At 72.0% G+C, this 18,374-nt stretch carries 16 protein-coding genes; 10 read left to right on the forward strand and 6 right to left on the reverse strand.

The window, feature by feature from the left end; genetic code table 11:
• Window positions 1–692: 692 nt before the first annotated feature.
• Complete coding sequence (locus tag ACFWA7_RS13835; RefSeq protein ID WP_385544008.1) at window positions 693–1,418, reverse strand: SLATT domain-containing protein; 726 nt, start codon at window positions 1,416–1,418, stop codon at window positions 693–695.
• A gap of 312 nt (window positions 1,419–1,730) precedes the next feature.
• Between ACFWA7_RS13835 and ACFWA7_RS13840 the strand changes: the two genes are divergently transcribed.
• The 7 genes from ACFWA7_RS13840 to ACFWA7_RS13870 all read left to right on the forward strand — a co-directional run bounded on the left by ACFWA7_RS13840 (window position 1,731) and on the right by ACFWA7_RS13870 (window position 8,407).
• Window positions 1,731–2,066, forward strand: coding sequence for a YbaB/EbfC family nucleoid-associated protein (locus tag ACFWA7_RS13840; protein ID WP_385544006.1), 336 nt, complete (start codon window positions 1,731–1,733; stop codon window positions 2,064–2,066).
• Between the two features lie 126 nt (window positions 2,067–2,192).
• The gene (recR, locus tag ACFWA7_RS13845; protein WP_385544003.1) at window positions 2,193–2,792 is read left to right on the forward strand and encodes a recombination mediator RecR; all 600 of its coding nucleotides are present in this window, start codon (window positions 2,193–2,195) and stop codon (window positions 2,790–2,792) included.
• A complete protein-coding gene (locus ACFWA7_RS13850) occupies window positions 2,785–3,444 on the forward strand; it encodes a DUF5063 domain-containing protein (RefSeq protein WP_385544000.1) in 660 nt (219 codons plus the stop codon). The genes recR and ACFWA7_RS13850 overlap by 8 nt, the downstream gene beginning before the upstream one ends.
• Window positions 3,445–3,824: 380 nt before the next feature.
• Window positions 3,825–5,096 (forward strand): aspartate kinase, encoded by a 1,272-nt coding sequence (locus tag ACFWA7_RS13855; RefSeq protein ID WP_283142804.1) that lies wholly within the window; start codon window positions 3,825–3,827, stop codon window positions 5,094–5,096.
• Entirely contained in the window at window positions 5,093–6,148 is a 1,056-nt protein-coding gene (locus tag ACFWA7_RS13860) for an aspartate-semialdehyde dehydrogenase (RefSeq protein WP_385543997.1), read from the forward strand. Before ACFWA7_RS13855 ends, ACFWA7_RS13860 begins: the two co-directional genes overlap by 4 nt.
• 295 nt (window positions 6,149–6,443) lie before the next feature.
• Window positions 6,444–7,115 carry a SigE family RNA polymerase sigma factor gene (locus ACFWA7_RS13865; protein WP_385543994.1) on the forward strand — a complete coding sequence of 224 codons (672 nt, stop codon included), beginning with the start codon at window positions 6,444–6,446 and terminating at the stop codon, window positions 7,113–7,115.
• Window positions 7,112–8,407: a hypothetical protein gene (locus tag ACFWA7_RS13870; protein WP_385822971.1), complete on the forward strand. Its 1,296-nt coding sequence runs from the start codon at window positions 7,112–7,114 to the stop codon at window positions 8,405–8,407. The genes ACFWA7_RS13865 and ACFWA7_RS13870 overlap by 4 nt, the downstream gene beginning before the upstream one ends.
• A gap of 147 nt (window positions 8,408–8,554) precedes the next feature.
• Here ACFWA7_RS13870 and ACFWA7_RS13875 read toward each other — a convergent pair whose 3' ends face one another.
• The 3 genes from ACFWA7_RS13875 to tatA all read right to left on the reverse strand — a co-directional run bounded on the left by ACFWA7_RS13875 (window position 8,555) and on the right by tatA (window position 11,685).
• Window positions 8,555–9,319, reverse strand: a complete 765-nt coding sequence (locus ACFWA7_RS13875) for an SURF1 family protein (protein ID WP_385543988.1) — start codon at window positions 9,317–9,319, stop codon at window positions 8,555–8,557.
• Between the two features lie 171 nt (window positions 9,320–9,490).
• Complete coding sequence (locus ACFWA7_RS13880; protein ID WP_385544012.1) at window positions 9,491–11,257, reverse strand: prolyl oligopeptidase family serine peptidase; 1,767 nt, start codon at window positions 11,255–11,257, stop codon at window positions 9,491–9,493.
• Between the two features lie 107 nt (window positions 11,258–11,364).
• Window positions 11,365–11,685 carry a Sec-independent protein translocase subunit TatA gene (gene tatA, locus ACFWA7_RS13885; protein ID WP_385822973.1) on the reverse strand — a complete coding sequence of 107 codons (321 nt, stop codon included), beginning with the start codon at window positions 11,683–11,685 and terminating at the stop codon, window positions 11,365–11,367.
• Window positions 11,686–11,775: 90 nt separating this feature from the next.
• On the opposite strand from tatA, the gene ACFWA7_RS13890 reads away from it, so the two are divergent.
• The 3 genes from ACFWA7_RS13890 to ACFWA7_RS13900 all read left to right on the forward strand — a co-directional run bounded on the left by ACFWA7_RS13890 (window position 11,776) and on the right by ACFWA7_RS13900 (window position 15,759).
• Entirely contained in the window at window positions 11,776–13,293 is a 1,518-nt protein-coding gene (locus ACFWA7_RS13890; RefSeq protein WP_385822976.1) for an LCP family protein, read from the forward strand.
• 150 nt (window positions 13,294–13,443) lie between these two features.
• Window positions 13,444–14,982 (forward strand): alkaline phosphatase, encoded by a 1,539-nt coding sequence (locus ACFWA7_RS13895; protein WP_385543979.1) that lies wholly within the window; start codon window positions 13,444–13,446, stop codon window positions 14,980–14,982.
• A 174-nt stretch (window positions 14,983–15,156) separates the two neighbouring features.
• Complete coding sequence (locus ACFWA7_RS13900) at window positions 15,157–15,759, forward strand: hypothetical protein (RefSeq protein ID WP_385822978.1); 603 nt, start codon at window positions 15,157–15,159, stop codon at window positions 15,757–15,759.
• Between the two features lie 47 nt (window positions 15,760–15,806).
• Here ACFWA7_RS13900 and ACFWA7_RS13905 read toward each other — a convergent pair whose 3' ends face one another.
• On the reverse strand, window positions 15,807–17,468 hold the full coding sequence (locus tag ACFWA7_RS13905) for an FAD-binding dehydrogenase (protein ID WP_385822981.1): 1,662 nt from the start codon (window positions 17,466–17,468) through the stop codon (window positions 15,807–15,809).
• A gap of 23 nt (window positions 17,469–17,491) precedes the next feature.
• Entirely contained in the window at window positions 17,492–18,127 is a 636-nt protein-coding gene (locus ACFWA7_RS13910; protein WP_385822983.1) for a TetR/AcrR family transcriptional regulator, read from the reverse strand.
• Between the last annotated feature and the right edge of the window lie 247 nt (window positions 18,128–18,374).

An 18,374-nucleotide genomic window follows, 5' to 3' on the forward strand; every position in this document is an offset into this window, starting at 1 on the left:
CCCCCAGGTGGTTGGGGGCGCGGGGAACTGCGCGACCAGCCACAGACGTCCCGCGGACGAACGGGGGCCGGGGCGCAGTACCCGTAACCCACCCACCCTCGCGCGGGGTCCGGGGCGGAGCCCCGAAGCGGGTGCGGGGGCGCAGCCCCGGCGGGGGTGCGGGGGGCGAATCCCCGTGAGTGGGGTGCGGGGGCGTGCAGCTCCAGTGGGGGTACCGGGGGCGGAGCCCCGTAAGCGGGGCGCGGGGGCGTGCAGCTCCGGCGGGGGTGCCGGGGCGAAGCCTCCGTAAGCGAGGTGCGGGGGCGTGCAGCCCCAGCGGGGGTACCGGGGGCGGAGCCCCGTAAGCGAGGTGCAGGGGCGTGCAGCCCCAGGGGGTGCCGGGGGCGGAGCCCCGTAAGCGGGGTGCAGGGGCGTGCAGCTCCGGCGGGGTGCGGGGGCGAAGTCCCCGTAAGCGAGGTGCAGGGGCGTGCAGCCCCAGGGGGTGCCGGGAGCGAAGCCCCCGTGAGTGGGGTGCAGGGGCGTGCAGCTCCAGTGGGGGTACCGGGGGCGGAGCCCCGTGAGCGGGGTGCAGGGGCCGCAGGCCCCGCGACGGGGGCCGGGGGCGTAGCCCCCGGGAGAGCCACCTTTGCCCCCACCCACCCCCGGAGGGTTTCGGGAAGGGGCGGGGTGGGGGAAAACCCGCCGCACCACCGCTAGCGCGGCGCCTCCGGAGGGCGTTGGCGGGGCATGTTGGGGCGGGTGCCCGGGGGGAGGGGGAAGCGGCCGGGGCCGGGGGCCGCGTCCGGGCGGGGGGACGAGGACGCCAGGGACTGCGTCACCAAGGGAGCCGGGCCGGAGCGGAACTCCACCATCCAGTCCGCCGTCTCGGAGCGCACCAGCTCCGTGACGTCCTCCGAGAACCGACGGAGGACAGTGAGGCAGCGTTCCGCCGCCTCACTCGCCGTTCCCTCCGTCGGCCCCAGAACCTCCCGCACACTCTCCGACGCCCAGTCGAACTGCAGCCCCTGCAACCGCCGCTGCACCGCCTGCGCGGTCGCCACGTCCCGCATCCACCCGGACGTCAGTCCGAAGTACCGGTCGCAGGCCAGGCACGCCGCCCCCAGCAGCAGGGAGAAGTAGCCCCAGCCCGACGCGCCCGACAGCGCCTCCGTCACGTCGAGGAGCGGCAGCGTCGCCCCGGCGATCGCGCCCGCCGCCGTGCACACCCGCAGCACCCGCGCGCCCCGCCGTTTCCACAGCCGGTCCGCCAGGTACCACTCGGCCGTGCGCAGCGCGCCCGCCTCGACCCACCGGTACAGCTCGTCCAGCCGTTCCGCCGGCTCGCCCCAGTCGCCGAGCGGGAACGGGCGCCCGGTCAGGTCGCGCTCGTCCCGGGGCGGTCCCGGGGGCCCCTCGGGCTGCATCTCCGGCTGGCTCACCCGGCGCTCCCTCCGCGTGCGTATCGAAATCATCGGCATCCGTCCGACTCGGTGACGTAACGTACAGTTACGGTTCATCACCATGCGCGACGATCTCCGACCTCCCCCGAGACGTGACTGCCCTTCCTACCGCCGAATGGTGGGAGCGAAGACCGATATCGCGGCATTTCCCCCCGTAAGTGGGCCTTGATCAGGTAGGCAAACCTCCGTCGGCTCACTCGAAAGAGTTGCGGAGCAGGGCGCGGGTAGACCACGTAGGCTCGGAGTGCCGGAGCCTTCCGGCAGACGACGACGCTGAAGACGGAGTGCACCGTGATCCCTGGTGGTGGCCAGCCCAACATGCAGCAGCTGCTCCAGCAGGCGCAGCAGATGCAGCAGGACCTCGCCCGCGCGCAGGAGGAGCTCGCCGCGACCGAGGTCGACGGCCAGGCCGGCGGCGGGCTCGTGAAGGCGACCGTGACCGGCTCCGGCGAGCTGCGCGGCCTCGTCATCGACCCGAAGGCGGTCGACCCCGACGACACCGAGACGCTCGCGGACCTCGTCGTCGCCGCCGTACAGGCCGCGAACGAGAACGCGCAGCTGCTCCAGCAGCAGAAGCTCGGCCCGCTTGCGCAGGGCCTCGGCGGCATGCCGGGCCTGCCCTTCTGAGCCGAGGGGCGGGACCGCTCCTGAAGGCGCGCTCCTGAACAGTGGTGAACAACGCGGGTCCGCCCTTCTGTGGCGCCCGCCCACCAACTACCGTAAGCACCCAGACGACCCACGAGAGGCAGTCCGTTGTACGAAGGCGTGGTCCAGGACCTCATCGACGAGTTGGGCAGGCTGCCCGGCGTCGGTCCCAAGAGCGCGCAGCGGATCGCCTTCCACATCCTCCAGGCCGAGCCCACGGACGTGCGCCGGCTCGCGCACACCCTGCTCGAAGTGAAGGACAAGGTCCGGTTCTGCGCGGTCTGCGGCAACGTGGCGCAGGAGGAGCGCTGCAACATCTGCCGCGACCCGCGCCGCGACCCGGCCGTCATCTGTGTCGTGGAGGAGCCCAAGGACGTCGTGGCGGTCGAGCGGACCCGTGAGTTCCGCGGCCGCTACCACGTGCTCGGCGGCGCCATCAGCCCCATCGAGGGAGTCGGCCCGGACGATCTGCGCATCCGCGAGCTGCTCGCCCGGCTCGCCGACGGCACGGTCACCGAACTGATCCTGGCCACCGACCCGAACCTGGAGGGCGAGGCCACGGCGACGTACCTCGCCCGCATGATCAAGCCGATGGGCCTGCGGGTCACCCGGCTGGCCAGCGGACTCCCCGTCGGGGGAGATCTGGAGTACGCGGACGAGGTCACGCTGGGGCGGGCCTTTGAAGGAAGGCGACTTCTCGATGTCTGACGCAACGCTGCACGCGGTCAACCAGGATCCGGACGACTTCGCGGTCCAGATCGCGGACCAGATCGAGTCGTTCATCGTCGCGGTCACGGAAGTGGCCAGGGGCGACGAGCCGGACAGCGCGGTGCCGTTCCTGCTCCTGGAGGTCTCCCAGCTGCTGCTCGCCGGGGGCCGCCTCGGCGCGCACGAGGACATCGTCCCGGACGAGCGGTACGAGCCGGACCTCGGCCCCGAGCCGGACGTCGACGATCTGCGCGAGCGGTTCGCGGCCCTGCTCGAACCCATCGACGTGTACTCCGAGGTCTTCGACCCGTACGAGCCGCGCAAGGCGCCCGTGCCGTGCCGGATCTCCGACGACCTGGCCGACGTCGTCACCGACCTGCGCCACGGCCTCGCCCACTACCGCGCGGGCCGCACCACCGAGGCGCTGTGGTGGTGGCAGTTCTCCTACTTCTCCAACTGGGGCTCGACCGCCTCGGCGACCCTGCGCGCCCTCCAGGCCCTGGTCGCCCACGTCCGCCTCAACCAGCCCCTGCAGGAGCTGGACGGCCTCGACACGGACGAGGACCTGACCGAGGAGTCGCTCGCCGAGGAGGCGGGCCGCGTCATGGCGGAGGAGATCGCGGGCCCGCTGGGCCTGCGTACGGTCAAGTAGCCCTCGTACGGCCAAGTAGCCCTCGTACGGTCAAGTAGCCCTCGGACGGTCAAGTAGCCCTCGTACGGCCAAGTGGCCCCGGAGGATCCAAGCGGCCCCGTACGGTCAAGTGAGCCCGTGCACAAGGCCGTTCGGCGCCCCCCCCGCGGGCGCCCCGCCCTCTCCTCCGTCGGCGTCCGCCTGTGAGCCGCCCCACACCTCCGCGTACAACCCGCCCGGCCGGGCATGTGCCCCTTCACGAGCGGACCGGATCCGATCCCCCCACCCGGGGCAAGATCACATCGCGAGCGGGACATCTCACGATGTGGCACCTCCCGGGCGGATCCGGGCCGCTCGTTAGACTGTGCCGACCGTAGTAATGGACTGAGCGAGGAGCGCACGTGGGCCTTGTCGTGCAGAAGTACGGAGGCTCCTCCGTTGCGGATGCCGAGGGCATCAAGCGCGTCGCCAAGCGGATCGTGGAAGCCAAGAAGAACGGCCATCAGGTCGTTGTCGTGGTTTCCGCGATGGGCGACACGACGGACGAGTTGATCGATCTCGCCGAGCAGGTATCCCCGATGCCCACCGGCCGGGAATTCGACATGCTGCTGACCGCCGGAGAGCGGATCTCCATGGCCCTGCTGGCCATGGCGATCAAAAACCTGGGCCACAAGGCCCAGTCGTTCACGGGCAGCCAGGCCGGCGTCATCACGGACTCGGTCCACAACAAAGCGCGGATCATCGACGTCACGCCGGGCCGGATCCGTACCGCCCTGGACGAGGGCAACATCGCGATCGTGGCCGGTTTCCAGGGGGTCTCGCAGGACTCCAAGGACATCACCACGCTCGGGCGCGGCGGGTCCGACACCACGGCCGTCGCCCTCGCGGCGGCGCTCGACGCCGAGGTCTGCGAGATCTACACCGACGTCGACGGTGTGTTCACCGCGGACCCGCGTGTCGTCAAGAAGGCCAGGAAGATCGACTGGATCTCCTTCGAGGACATGCTGGAGCTGGCCGCGTCCGGCTCCAAGGTGCTGCTGCACCGCTGCGTCGAGTACGCACGCCGTTACAACATCCCGATCCATGTGCGGTCGTCCTTCAGCGGACTTCAGGGCACCTGGGTCAGCAACGAACCGCGAGGGGATCAGCAGGTGGAGCACGCCATCATCTCCGGAGTCGCCCACGACGTCTCCGAGGCGAAGATCACGGTGGTCGGGGTGCCCGACAAGCCGGGTGAGGCCGCGGCCATCTTCCGGACGATCGCCAATGCCGAGATCAACATCGACATGGTCGTCCAGAACGTCTCCGCCGCTTCCACCGGGCTGACGGACATCTCGTTCACCCTGCCCAAGGCCGAGGGCCGCAAGGCCATAGACGCCCTGGAGCGGGCCAAGGCGACCATCGGCTTCGAGTCGCTGCGCTACGACGACCAGATCGCCAAGATCTCGCTGGTCGGCGCCGGGATGAAGACCAACCCGGGCGTCACCGCCGGGTTCTTCGAGGCGCTCAGCGACGCGGGCGTGAACATCGAGCTGATCTCCACCTCCGAGATCCGTATCTCCGTGGTCACCCGCGCCGACGACGTCAACGAGGCCGTGCGCGCCGTGCACACCGCCTTCGGGCTGGACTCCGACTCCGACGAGGCCGTGGTCTACGGAGGCACCGGACGATGAACCGCAAGCCGGCGCTCGCGGTCGTCGGAGCGACCGGGGGCGCCGGCGCGGTGATGCTCCAGATCCTGTCCCAGCACGCGGACGTCTGGGGCGAGATCAGACTGATCGCCTCCCCGCGCTCGGCGGGCCGCAAGCTCGTCGTGCGCGGCGAGGAGACCGAGGTCTGGGCCCTGGGCGAGGAGGCGCTCGACGGCGTCGCCGTCGCCGTCTTCCTGGTGCCCGAGCAGGTCGCCGCCCAGTGGGCGCCGGTCGCGGCGGCCAAGGGCGCGGTGGTCGTCGACACTTCGTCGGCCTTCCGTATGGACCCGGACGTGCCGCTGGTGGTGCCCGAGGTCAACCCCCATGCCGTACGGCTGCGGCCGCGCGGCATCGTGGCCTCCCCGCACTGCGTCACCCTCGCGCTGATCGTGGCGGTGGGCGCGCTGCACGCCGAGTACGGCCTGAGCGGGCTCGTCGTCTCCACGTACCAGGCGGTCAGCGGCGCCGGGCGGGCCGGCGTCGCGACCCTACGCGAACAGCTCTCCCTCGTCGCGGGTACGGAACTGGGCACCGGTCCCGGCGATGTGCGCCGGGCCGTGGGCGAGGACACCGGGCCGTTCGCGGCGCCGGTGGCGCTCAACGTGGTGCCCTGGTCCGGGGACCCGGCCGACGGCGGCTGGTCCAGCGAGGAGCTGGGGCTGCGCGAGGAGACCCGCAAGGTGCTCGGCCTGCCGCGGCTCGCGGTGGCCGCGACCTGTGTCCGGGTCCCGGTGATCACCACCCACTCGGTCTCCGTGCACGCCACCTTCGAGAACGAGGTGGAGGTGGCGCGGGCCCACGAGATCCTGGCGACCGCGCCCGGCGTGGTGCTCCTGGACGACCCGGCGGCGGGGGAGTTCCCGACGCCCGCCGACGCGGTCGGCACCGACCCGGCGTGGGTGGGACGGGTGCGGCGTTCGCCCGACGATCCGTACGCGCTCGATCTCTTCGTCTGCGGAGACAACCTCCGCAAGGGCTCGGCTTTGAACGCCGCTCAGATCGCCGAGCTGGCGGCCGGGGAATTCAACGGCTGAATACCGGCGCGATTTCGCCGCCGAGAAGGCCACAGAGTTTGTAGGATCTGTGAACGCTCTGTGAGCAAGTCGCTGGTCTGTACCACTTGAACCGCGCTGTTGCCCTGTTACACGATTCATTTTCGTGTCCCTGCAACCGGCAGCCCGGCATGGAGCGTCTATGCGGTCGCCCATCAAGGTGCCGTAAATATTCGGGCATTGGGGAAGAGCGGGTACGCATGAGGACATTTGTCGCACTGCCAAAAACGGTGTCGTACGCGTACAACCCTGACGGGGGGAAGCGTGTCCAACTGGCGTGGCAGAGGTTCTCGACATCAGCGCTCTTCCGGTGCGCGGCGCAGTGGTCCGTCCGCTCCGGCGGCCCCGGCCGGCCGGCGGCATGCCGGTGATCGCCCCCATGCCGACCGCGCGCCCCACCCGCGTCCCCGCCCAGCCGACGTCGGCCCGCGAGGGCACTGACGACGCCATGGCCGTTGGTACCAGCGTCGACCACCTCACCGAGACCTACCGCGCGCACTACCGCTCGCTGCTCGGGCTGGCCGCGCTGCTGCTCGACGACACGGCCTCCTGCGAGGACGTCGTCCAGGAGGCCTTCATCCGCGTCCACTCGGCCCGTTCGCGCGTGCGCGAGCCCGAGAAGACGCTCGCCTATCTGCGCCAGACCGTCGTCAACCTGTCCCGCTCGGCCCTGCGCCGCCGCATCCTCGGGCTCAAGCTGCTCTCCAAGCCGATGCCCGACATGGCGAGCGCCGAGGAGGGTGCGTACGACCAGCTGGAGCGGGACGCGCTGATCAAGGCCATGCGTGGCCTCCAGCGCCGCCAGCGCGAGGTCCTCGTGCTGCGGTACTTCGCGGACATGACCGAGTCCCAGGTCGCCGAGACGCTGGGGATATCCCTGGGCTCGGTGAAGGCGTACGGCTCGCGCGGCATCGCGGCACTCCGGATAGCCATGGAGGCACCGGTATGAGCGCCAAGTGGAATGCGGGATTCGGGGACGGGGAGGAACGGCGGGGAGACGGCGAGGAGCGCGGTGACCACCGCGGCCGCCGGGACGACGGCACCCACGACACGTACGGCGCGGCCGAGGCCCGGGGGGAACACGGGCACCACGGCGAACACGGCGACCGCGGCCACGGACGCCGCCACGGGGAGAGCACATACGGGCCCGACCGCCCTCTGGACGACCGGACTGGAAACAGAACTGTGAACGACCCCTTCCCACCTGGCCTCACCCCGGACGAAGACGCGCTGCGCCGGATGCTGCACGGCGCGGTGGACGGCATGGAGCCGTCCGAGGGAGCCCTGGACCAACTGCGCCGGGCCGTCCCCGCCCGCCAGGCCCGCAAGAAGCAGGCGGTGGTCGGCGCGGCCGCCGCGGCACTGCTCATCGGCACCGCCATCCCCGCGTTCCTGCACGTCGCCAACACCGGCGCGGCCTCCGAGGACCGGCCCACCATCGCCGGGCACGGCCAGCAGGCCCACGGCGGCACCGGCGCCGCGCCGGGCGTGGAGGACGGTGAGCGGGGGGCCGACAGGCCCTCCGGCCGGAGCACCCGCACCCCGGCGCCGACCGGGACCGTGAAGCCCGAGGAGCCCGGCCGGACCGCCGTGGGCGGCACCGTGGGCGGCGAGACCGGACCCGTCGGCGGGCCCGTGGTGGTCGGCTCACCGGTCTGCGACGCGACCGAACTCGGCGTGAAGTCCGCCCGGATCAGCAAGCCCGACGCCGACGGCAAGGTCTACGGCACGTTCCGCGTCGCCAATGTCTCGCAGAAGCTCTGCCAGGTCAGCGGGGCCGGCAAGGTCGACTTCCAGGCGCTGGGAGCCGCCGACGCCTCCCGGATCACCGTCGTGGACCACTCCACCGGCGACCCGGCGGCCCGGCTGCCCGACCCCTCGCTCGAAGCCACCGGTCTGGTGCTCAAGCCGTCGGCCGCGTACGAGGTCAAGTTCGCCTGGGTGCCGTCCGAGACCTGTCCCAAGCCGCAGCCCTCGCCCGACCCCTCGCCGTCGACGGTCAGCGGCGGCGGGGCGACCACCGGCACCGGGACCGGTACGGCACCGACGGGCACCGAGCCCCAGATGGGCGCCGTCGACCCGGCGACGCCCGGTACCCGGACGGACGGCAAGGTCGCGGTGACCCATGTCGCCGAGCCCGGCGCGCCGACCGCCGAGGCGACCATCCCCAACGCCTGTGCCGGAACGATCTACCGCACGGGTGTCCTGGCGGCCCCGGCGCCCGCCCCGGCCACACCCTGACGGCTCCTCATCCGGAGGGGGCGGAGCACGAGGGGGCGGGGGCCGGTTCCAGCCCGGCCCCACTCCCTCGCACGTGGTGCGCCGCGGGTCCGTGCCCAGAGGGGCGTGGGGAACTGCGAGACAGCCCCCACCGGCCCGCAGAAGAACTCAGCCCGTACCGGTCGGCTCGGGCGCCAGGCCCAGCTCCGCGTCCTCCGCCGCCTCGGCCTCGCGCCGCAGCAGCCGGAACCACATGAAGACCACGAACCCGGCGAAGACGAACCACTCGCCGGTGTAGCCGAGGTTCTGGAAGGCCTTCAGGTCCAGGCCGGTGTTCTGCGGCTTGGCGGCGGGCACGGCCGTCATCCCCGAGTCGGCCTTGTTGAGCGTGATCCACGCGTCGTACACCTCGTACGGCACGAGGTTGACCAGCGACGCCGCGCTGATCATCCCGAGCTGACCCCGTGGGAGCCCGCCCGAGGCGTTCACCCCGTCCGTGCCGGGCGTCTCGGAGGCCTGGAGCGCGCCGTCGACGGTGACCTCGCCGGTGGGCGGGGCCGGTACCGGGCGCCCCTCGGGCAGCCAGCCGCGCACCACGGGCAGCGCCTTGCCGCCGTCGGTGCGCAGCAGGGTCAGCACATACGAGCCGCTCCTGCCGTCCACCTGCCGGTCCGGCACCAGGAACTGCTCCCCGTACCGCCCGGTCGCGCTCGCCGTGCGGCCCGAGGTCTTCTGGTCGACGGGCAGCAGCTCGCGCAGCGGTGCGGCCTTCAGCTCGGAGGCGTCGGGCTCCTTCTCGGCCGCGTTGTGCGACTGCACGCGGTCCTCGAAGCGGCCGAGCTGCCAGGACCCCATGAACACGCAGAAGGGGATGGCCAGCACGACGAAGACGTTGATCCCCCACCAGCGGGGCGTCAGCAGGAACCGGTACACACCACCACGGTACGGAATCCCTCCGGGGGTCCGGGCTGCGGGGTGCCCGCCCGTCTCCCCCGGGGCTGCGCCCGGAGCCCGCCCGCCGAGGCCGTCTGCTGGGGCCGTCTGCTGGGGGCGCTGCCCCCGGACCGGTGCCCCGGACCCCCGCTCCTCAATCGCCGGAGGGGCTTATTCGTTCAAGTGCCTCCCCGCGAAGTCCAGCTCCAGCCGCACCTGCTTGATCCGCTCCTCCACGACCAGCGAGCCGTGTCCCGCGTCGTAGCGGTACACCTCGTGCACCGCGCCCCGCGCGGCCAGGCGGTCCACATAGTTCTCGACCTGGCGGATCGGGCAGCGCGGGTCGTTGACGCCCGCCGAGATGTAGACGGGGGCCTTCACCGCGTCCACGTACGTCAGCGGCGACGACGCCTCGAAGCGCTCCGGGACCTCCTCCGGGGTGCCGCCGAGCAGCGTGCGGTCCATCGCCTTCAGGGCTTCCATCTCGTCGTGGTACGCCGTCACATAGTCGGCGACCGGCACCACCGCGAGGCCGAGCGTCCACGCGTCCGGCTGGGTGCCCAGGCCGAGCAGGGTCAGATACCCGCCCCAGGACGCGCCCGACAGGACCAGCTTGGAAGGGTCGGCGAGGCCGGAGGACACCGCCCACTCCCGGACCGCCGCCACGTCCTCCAGCTCGATGAGCCCGACCCGGTGCTTGAGCGCGTCCGTCCACTCCCTGCCGTATCCCGTGGAGCCTCGGTAGTTGACGCGCACCACCGCGTACCCGTGGTCCAGCCAGGCCGCCGGGCCCGCCGCGAACGCGTCGCTGTCGTGCCAGGTCGGGCCGCCGTGGAGCTCGAAGACGGTCGGGAACGGGCCGGATCCGGCCGGCTTCTGCACCAGTGCGTGGATACGGCCCCCGGGCCCCTCCACCCACGCGTCCTCCACCGGGACCGAGCCCGGTGCCTTGATCCCCGGCGGGTCGAGGACGACCGCGCCGGTGGTGGAGCGCACCTCGGAGGGGCGCGCCGCCGACGACCACAGGTACTCCACGGTCCCGTCGGGCCGGGCCGTGGCGCCCGAGACGGAACCGGCCGGGGTCTCCACCTCGACCAGCTCGGCCGCCGCCAGGTCGTACCGGAACAGCTCGCTGCGGGCCTCGAAGCTGTGGACGACGAGCAGCGCCGAGCCGTCCGGGTACCACTCCGCCGCGACGTCGCCCGGCAGTTCGAGCGCGAGCTCGGTCTCCTCGCCGGACGCCACGTCCCACACCATGGGCTCCCAGCGGCCCCGGCGCTGGTGCGCGATCAGCAGCCGGGTGTCGCCCGGCAGCGGCGCGAAGCCGAGCACCTCCAGGCCGAGCTCCTCCGCGCCGCCCTTGGTGTCGTCGAGCTCGGCGGCCGTGGAGCCGTCGAGCCGGAGCACGCGCAGCGCCGAGTGCATCGCGTCGCCGTGCTCGGTGTGCTCCAGGGCGATCAGCGCCCCGTCGTACGAGAGGTCGCCGACGCCCGCCGACTCGCGGTGCCGGTAGATCTCGGCCGGCGCGGCCCCGGGCCGTACGACGTGGACCGTCGTGCCGTCGTCGTCGGTGGAGCGGCCGACCACCGCCGTGCCGTCCCGGCCGAGGGCGAGGCCCGCCGGGTAGGACGGCTCCAGGCCGGGCACGGCGGGCTCGTCGTCACCGCCGCCGAACGGCTGGCGCATCCACACGCCGAACTCGTCCCCGTCCCTGTCGCTGAACCACCAGATCCATTCGCCGTCCGGCGTCAGCACCCCGTCCGTCGTCCCGTTCGGCCGGTCCGTCGCCTGGCGCTGGGCGCCGGTCGCCCGGTCCCATGCGTACAGCTCGTACGTCCCCGTCGCGTTCGACACGAACAGCGAGCGGTCCGGGGCGTCCTCCGCCCAGTCGGGGAGCCCGACCCTGGGCGCCCTGAACCGCTTCTCCCACTCCGGCATCTCGTTCATGGACCCCATCATGCGCCGCCCCGCCGACAAGCCGCCCACGTCGTCCTCAGCCTGTGGACAACTTGGCGCGTGTACATGCCGAGCGGGTGTCGTGGCGGCTATGGGCGCGGCGCGTCGGAGGGGTGCGGTGCGGGGGTCTGGGCGGCGGCGTGGGGCGTCTGGGCGGGGGCTGGGGTGGGCGTCTGGGCGGGGCCTGGGGTGGGGGTCCGGACGGCCACGCTCGGCGCCGCGACCCCCGGCTCGGCCTCCGGCCCGCCCCCCGGCTCGTCCTTCATCGCCCGCGTCTCGCTCTTGAGGATCCGCAGCGACTTGCCCAGCGCGCGGGCCGTGTCGGGCAGTTTCTTGGAGCCGAAGAGCAGGATCAGCACCACGGCAACGATCAGCAGATGCCAGGGCTCCAGGCCATTGCGCAGGAACATCCCGTCGTCCTTCCCTCTCGGCGGCTCTCTCAGAAAGACTTGCTACATTGCGCAACTGTACAACCAAACGGACACGGATGGGGCGTACGGATGGCAGGCAGCCACAAGGCGGGACACGCGCGCGGCGGGAGCCGGAAGGGCGCCGTCGGCGCGCCCCAGGCCCGGCGGCGCAGACGCAGCCGACTGCGCCTGGCGCTGGCCGCGCTGGTGTCCTTCCTGGTCCTCGCGATGGCCGGGGTCGGCTGGATCTACCTCCAGCTCAACGGCGACATCCGCACCTTCGACGACGGCGGGATCTCCGGCGACCGCCCGGCCCCCTCGGCCGAGGGCCAGAACGTCCTGGTCATCGGCTCGGACTCACGCGCCGGCGACAACGAGCGGTACGGCCACGGCGACGGTGACATCGGCCGTTCGGACACCGCGTTCCTGATGCACGTCCACGCCGACCACAAGCACGCCACGGCCGTCTCCATACCCCGTGACACCCTCGTCGACCTACCGCCGTGCAGGCTGCCGAACGGCAGCTGGACCAAGACGCAGCACAACGTGATGTTCAACTCGGCGTTCTCCGTGGGCGACACCGCCAAGGGCAACCCGGCCTGCACCCAGAACACCGTCGAGAAGCTGACCGGGCTGCGCGTCGACCACACCGTCGTCGTGGACTTCGCGGGCTTCGCCAAGATGACCGAGGCCGTCGGCGGCGTTCAGGTCTGTGTGCCCAAGGACGTCTATCAGGGCGACCTCAACCCCAACCTCCACGCGCGCGGGGAGCGGCTGTTCACCAAGGGCGTCCAAGAGGTATCCGGCCAGAAGGCGCTCGACTACGTACGCATCCGGCACGGCATAGGCGACGGCTCGGACATCGGCCGCATCCAGCGCCAGCAGGCGTTCATCTCCAGCCTCATGAAGAAGGTCAAGTCGGAGGGCCTCAGCCCGACCACCCTCTTCCCGCTCGCCAAGGCCGCCACCCGGTCCATGACCGTCGACCCCGGCCTCGGCTCGGCCGACAAGCTGATCTCCTTCGCCATGTCGATGAAGAGCATCGATCTGCACAACACCAAGTTCGTCACCCTGCCCTGGCGGTACGAGGGCGCGCGCGTGGCGATAGTGGAGCCGCAGGCCGACGAGCTCTTCGCGGCCCTGCGGGCGGACCGGACCGTCGACGGCAAGGACGCGGGCGGCAGACAGGAGCAGGACCGCGCCGCCTCATCGAGTCCGAGCCCCGGTCCGAGCGCCCCGCCGTCCGGCGCCGGGGTGTCCGTCGCCGTCTACAACGGCACCAGCACCAAGGGCCTGGCCGCCCGAGCCGCCGACTCCCTGAAGACGGGCGGCTACACGGTCACCGGCACGGCGACCGCCGCCACCCAGGACTTCGTCCACACGGTCATCGAGTACGGGCCGGGCGGCCGCACCCACGCCGACGCGCTCGCCCAGCGCTTCCCCGGCGCGCTGCTGCGCCCGGCCAAGGGCGCGGGGCTCAGCGTCATCCTCGGCTCGAAGTACGCGGCCGACCCCACGGCCGCCGCTCCCGCCGCCGTCCCCTCCGAAGTCGCGGACAAGGCCCGCTCGGCGGACGACGACATCTGCTCCGGCCTCTCGTACGGGTAAAGCGACACCACGGAGTACCACGTCCTACTTCGGAGACGCACCACTTTCGGAGCACCACCACGAAGCAACGCCATGGAAAGGCAAAGCCGTTCGTTCGCCGTACGCCCGCACCTCACAACTCGTTCATATTCGGCTCATAGCTTCGCGGCCATGAGATCCATGGGACACAAGCGCCGCAAGGCGCTGACGGTGGTGGCGCTGGCCTCCGCCGTCGCGGCGGGCAGCGCCGTCACGGCCAACTCCGCCCCGCAGCACGATGCCCGCCCGTTCCCGGGCCACGGCCAGGAGATACACAACGTCATCTACCTCCTCGGCGACGGCATGGGCCGCACCCATGTCACCGCCGGCCGCGAGCGCTACTACGGCGCCCAGGGCAAGCTGAACATGGAGCGCCTGCCCTACACCGGCGCGGTCGCCACGTACGCCGTCGAGAAGGGCACCGACCAGCCCGCGCTGGTCACCGACTCGGCCAGCTCCGCCACCGCCTGGTCGTCCGGCGTGAAGACGTACAACGCCGCGCTCGGCGTGGACGCGTACGAGAAGCGCCGCGTGACGCTGATGGAGCAGGCCAAGAAGGCCGGCTTCGCCACCGGCAACGTCTCGACCGCCGAGGTCACCGACGCGACCCCGGGCGCGCAGTTCAGCCATGTGCTGCTGCGCGGCTGCCAGGGCCCGGTGTACTCGGACGCGGCCTGCCTGCCGAAGAACGCGGACGGCTCGTACGAGAAGGCCCCCGAGGACAAGACCCTGATCACCCCGGTCGCCGAGCAGATCGCCCGCAACGGCACCGCCGACGTCGTCCTCGGCGGCGGCCTCGCCCGCTTCGAGCCGGACGACCAGAAGGCCCTCCAGGCCCAGGGCTACCAGGTGCTCGGCAGCTTCGGCGACGCGAACCTGCCCGCCCAGACCGCCGCCAGCCAGAAGGTCGCCACCAAGGCCGACCTCGACGGCTTCAAGGGCAAGAAGGTCGTCGGCCTCTTCAACCGCGGCAACCTGACCGTGGAGCAGGCCAAGGCCGGGCTCCCGGCGGACGCCCCGCAGAAGCAGGAGCCGACCCTCTCCGACATGGCGAAGAAGTCGATCGACCTGCTCAACGGCCGGTCCAAGAAGGGCTTCTTCCTCCAGATCGAGGGCGCCCAGATCGACAAGCGCTCGCACGCCAACGACGCCGCCCAGACGCTCGCCGAGGTCAAGGCGTTCGACGACGCGGTCAAGGCCGCGTACGACTTCGCCAAGAAGGACGGGCACACGCTGGTCGTCGTCACCGCCGACCACGAGTGCGCGGGCTTCAACATCATCGAGAAGGGCACGTACACCAACGCCGAGTCCGTCGCGCCCCCGGCCAACACGGACGCGGGCAACCCGGCGAACAACTCGACGCCGTCGCGCGACAAGTCGGGTGCCAAGGACCCGGTCCGCTCGTCCGGCATCCTCAACGGCGCCGGCTCCGGCGATGCCAAGAACTTCGCCCCGGCGACCTTCCGTACGCCGGACGACGCGGCGGGCGTCAAGGACGGCAGCCCCGACGCGAGCCTGTGGCTGACCTACCTCTCCGGCAACCACACCGGCGCCGACGTGCCGATCTTCGCGTACGGGCCGGGCGCCGAGAAGTTCGCGGCGAGCCAGATCAACACCGAGCTGTACGGCAAGATGTACCGCTCGCTGTTCGGCCGGGCGCCGCGCGGCTGACGCGGCAGGGCCGTTGGCGGCGCGACGTTTCACGTGAAACGCGCACTGTTTCACGTGAAACGTCGCTCCAACGGCCCGCTCCCGCCCGGCGGTTGATCCGCCGCGGCCAGCCACACCAGGGGCCGGGGGACCACCCTTCTCCCGGCCCCGCACCCGCCGACACAGGAGTACGCAGTGAACCGCTCGATCCGTCTGGCCGCCCTCGCCCTGACCGCCCTGGCCCTCACCACGGCCTGCGGGGGTTCCGACGGCGACAAGGCCGACGCCGGGCAGCGCCCCGCGCAGGCCGAGCAGGCAGCGGCCCCGGCCGTCACCTTCCCCGCGCCGAGCGGTGCACCGGCGCCCGCCGCGACCCTCGCCAAGATTCCGGCGACGGGTGAAGTACGGCTGGAACAGGGCCCGTTCACGGACCGGGTGCGGATCACGAAGCTCACGCTCTCGGAGAAGTCCGCAGAGAAGTCTTCAGAGAAGCCCTCCGGGAAGTCCTTCGAGAAGCCGTCCGTCACCGGCCACTTCGCCATCACCTCCGACGTGAGCGACGTGCTCGCGCTGGAGCTGCGCGCCGCGTTCTACGACGAGCGCGGCCACCTCGTCGGCACCGGCTCCTTCCAGTACGCGGAGGAGGGCGAGGTGGGCGAGGCAGCCCACGGCACCGCCGGGCACGCCGGGCCCCGTGCGGAGGGTGCCGGCATCGACTTCACCGCCGTACCGAAGGCTCCGCTGACGGGGAAGGCGGCGAGCGCGGTCCTGTCCGTGCCCGTGCTGGTCAACGAGTAGCTCTCAGAAGCGGGTTGGCCCCGCCGCTCTCACGCCAGCCGCCGCTTTCACGCCAGCCGCCGCGCCAGCGCCCGTCCGGCCGCCCGGCCCGAGAAGATGCAGCCGCCGAGGAACGTCCCCTCCAGCGCGTTGTAGCCGTGTACCCCGCCGCCGCCGAACCCGGCGACCTCACCGGCCGCGTACAGTCCGTCGAACGGGGTCCCGTCCGGCCGTACGACCTGCGACTCCAGAGTGGTCTCCAGGCCGCCGAGCGTCTTGCGCGTCAGCACGTGCAGCCGTACGGCGATGAGCGGCCCGTGTGCCGGGTCGAGCAGCCGGTGCGGCTTGGCGACCCGGGCGATGCGGTCCGGCCAGTACGCGCGCGCGTTGCGCATCGACATGACCTGGAAGTCCTTGCCGTACCCGTTGTCGATCTCGCGGTCGCGCGCCAGGATCTCCCGCTCCACCTGGCCGAGTTCGAGTGTGGGGCCGGGGGAGATCGCGTTCATGCCGTCGACGAGGTCGCGCAGGGTGCGGCGGACGACGAAGTCCTCGCCGTGGTCGAGGAACGCCTGCACGGGGCCGGGCGCGCCCTTGCGCACCCGCGAGAGCACCAGCTTCAGGTCCTTGCCGGTGATGTCGGGGTTCTGCTCCGACCCGGAGAGCGCGAACTCCTTCTCCACGATGGACCGCGTCAGCACGAACCACGTGTGGTCGTGGCCGGTCCCCACGATGTGCTTGAGCGTGCCGAGGGTGTCGTGGCCTGGGAACAGCGGCGCGGGCAGCCGCCGCCCGGTCGCGTCCAGCCAGAGCGAGGAGGGCCCGGGGATGATCCGGATGCCGTGGCCGGGCCAGATGGGGTCCCAGTTCTTCAGGCCCTCGGTGTAGTGCCACATGCGGTCGCGGTTGACGATCGAGCCGCCCGCGCCCTCGGTGATGCCGAGCATCCGCCCGTCGACGTACGCGGGCACACCGGTCACCATCGAGCGCGGCGCGGGCCCCATCCGTTCGACCGGCCAGTTCTTGCGGACCAGGTCGTGGTCGCCGCCGATGCCCCCGGAGGTGACGACGACGGCCTGCGCGCGCAGCTCGAACTCGCCGTCCGCCTCCCGCGAGGTGGCGACGCCGCGCGGCTCGGCCGACGCCACCAGGACGCTCCCGCGCACCCCGACCGCCGCCCCGCCCTCGACGATCAACGCGTCCACGCGATGGCGGTACTCGAAGGTCACGAGCCCGCGCGCGGCGGCCTCCAGGACCGGCTCGCGGAAGACCCGGACGACCTCGGGCCCGGTCCCCCACGTCAGATGGAAGCGGGGCACCGAGTTGCCGTGCCCGCCAGCCGTGCCCGCGCCGCGCTCGGCCCACCCGACGGTCGGCGTCACACGCAGCCCGAGCCCGTACAGATAGCTCCGCTTCTCCCCGGCGGCGAAGTTGACGTACGCCTTCGCCCACTGGCGCGGCCAGTGGTCCTCGCGCTCGCGGTCGAAACCGGCCGAGCCCATCCAGTCGGCGAGCGCCAGGTCGTACGAGTCCTTGACGCCCATCCGCCGCTGCTCGGGGCTGTCGACGAAGAACAGCCCGCCGAGCGACCAGAAGGCCTGGCCGCCGAGGTTGGCCTCGTTCTCCTGGTCGACGACGAGCACCTTGCGGCCCGCGCGGACGAGTTCGTACGTGGCGACGAGCCCGGCGAGGCCGGCTCCCACGACGATGACATCGGCGTCGTCACTCACGGCGGACTCCTGGGAGGTAGGGGTTAGGAGGTTGCGGTGCTGTAGGCCTGGAGCACATGCAGGAAAAGGGCTTCGCGGCGGGCCCGGGGGGCCTCGCTGCCGGGGTCGAGCAGGACCTGGACGGCGGTGCCGTCGTGGACGGCGACGAGCGCCTGCCCGAGCGCGTCCTCGTCGGTCACCCGGCGCCCGGTGCGCCCGAGCGCCGCCACGACCGCGGGCAGCACGGCGTCCTGGATCGCCTGCTCCCGGGCGGCCATCACCCGCCGCAGGGCGGGGTCGCGCAGGGCGTGCGCGGTGAACTCGGCGGTGACCCGGTACCAGGCGTCGTCCACCGGGATGGCCCGCAGCGCGGCCCGTACGGCGTCCTCGGGCGCGGCCGCCGACACCTCGTCGAGGGCGGCGCGCACATCCGCGAGCAGCCGGGTCGAACGCTCCTCCCACATGGCGAGGAACAGCTCGTCGAGCGAGGTGAAGTTCGAGTAGAAGGCGCCGCGGGTGTATCCGGCCCGCTCACAGATCTGCTCGACGGTGGACCGGCCGAACCCCTCCTCGGCGAACACTTCGAGCGCCGAGTCGAGGAGCCGCCGCCGGGTGCGGGCGCGACGCGTGGTGACGCGCTTGGGCGCGGGCGGCTGCGCCGGGGCGGTGGCTGTGGTCATGGACTGGGCTCCGGTCTCTCGGATACGTGAACGTATCCGATGCACCGATGTATCGACAAGGGGTCTGACCTGGACGTTCGGGTTGCTCACCGACCCGGCCGGGCCGGTCGGCCGGTGTGTCTCATATCCGTCCCCATCGATTCGGCCGCGTCGGCCTTTGTCGAGATTGCGTCCTGTACAGGTCGGGGTCCCCGCAGCAGGGTTCTCCCCGGCGGACGGGTGCCGACAGATGGATACCGACGGTGGA

The organism is Streptomyces sp. NPDC059994 (genome assembly GCF_042737755.1).
Lineage (GTDB): Bacteria > Actinomycetota > Actinomycetes > Streptomycetales > Streptomycetaceae > Streptomyces.

Excerpts from the sequence above, each read along its gene's own strand:
- ACFWA7_RS13850 (WP_385544000.1), top strand. The coding sequence starts at position 2,785 with ATGTCTGACGCAACGCTGCACGCGGTCAACCAGGATCCGGACGACTTC.
- ACFWA7_RS13870 (WP_385822971.1), top strand. The coding sequence starts at position 7,112 with ATGAGCGCCAAGTGGAATGCGGGATTCGGGGACGGGGAGGAACGGCGG.
- ACFWA7_RS13890 (WP_385822976.1), top strand. The coding sequence starts at position 11,776 with ATGGCAGGCAGCCACAAGGCGGGACACGCGCGCGGCGGGAGCCGGAAG.
- ACFWA7_RS13880 (WP_385544012.1), bottom strand. The coding sequence starts at position 11,257 with ATGCCGGAGTGGGAGAAGCGGTTCAGGGCGCCCAGGGTCGGGCTCCCC.
- ACFWA7_RS13860 (WP_385543997.1), top strand. The coding sequence starts at position 5,093 with ATGAACCGCAAGCCGGCGCTCGCGGTCGTCGGAGCGACCGGGGGCGCC.
- tatA (WP_385822973.1), bottom strand. The coding sequence starts at position 11,685 with ATGTTCCTGCGCAATGGCCTGGAGCCCTGGCATCTGCTGATCGTTGCC.
- ACFWA7_RS13895 (WP_385543979.1), top strand. The coding sequence starts at position 13,444 with ATGAGATCCATGGGACACAAGCGCCGCAAGGCGCTGACGGTGGTGGCG.
- ACFWA7_RS13910 (WP_385822983.1), bottom strand. The coding sequence starts at position 18,127 with ATGACCACAGCCACCGCCCCGGCGCAGCCGCCCGCGCCCAAGCGCGTC.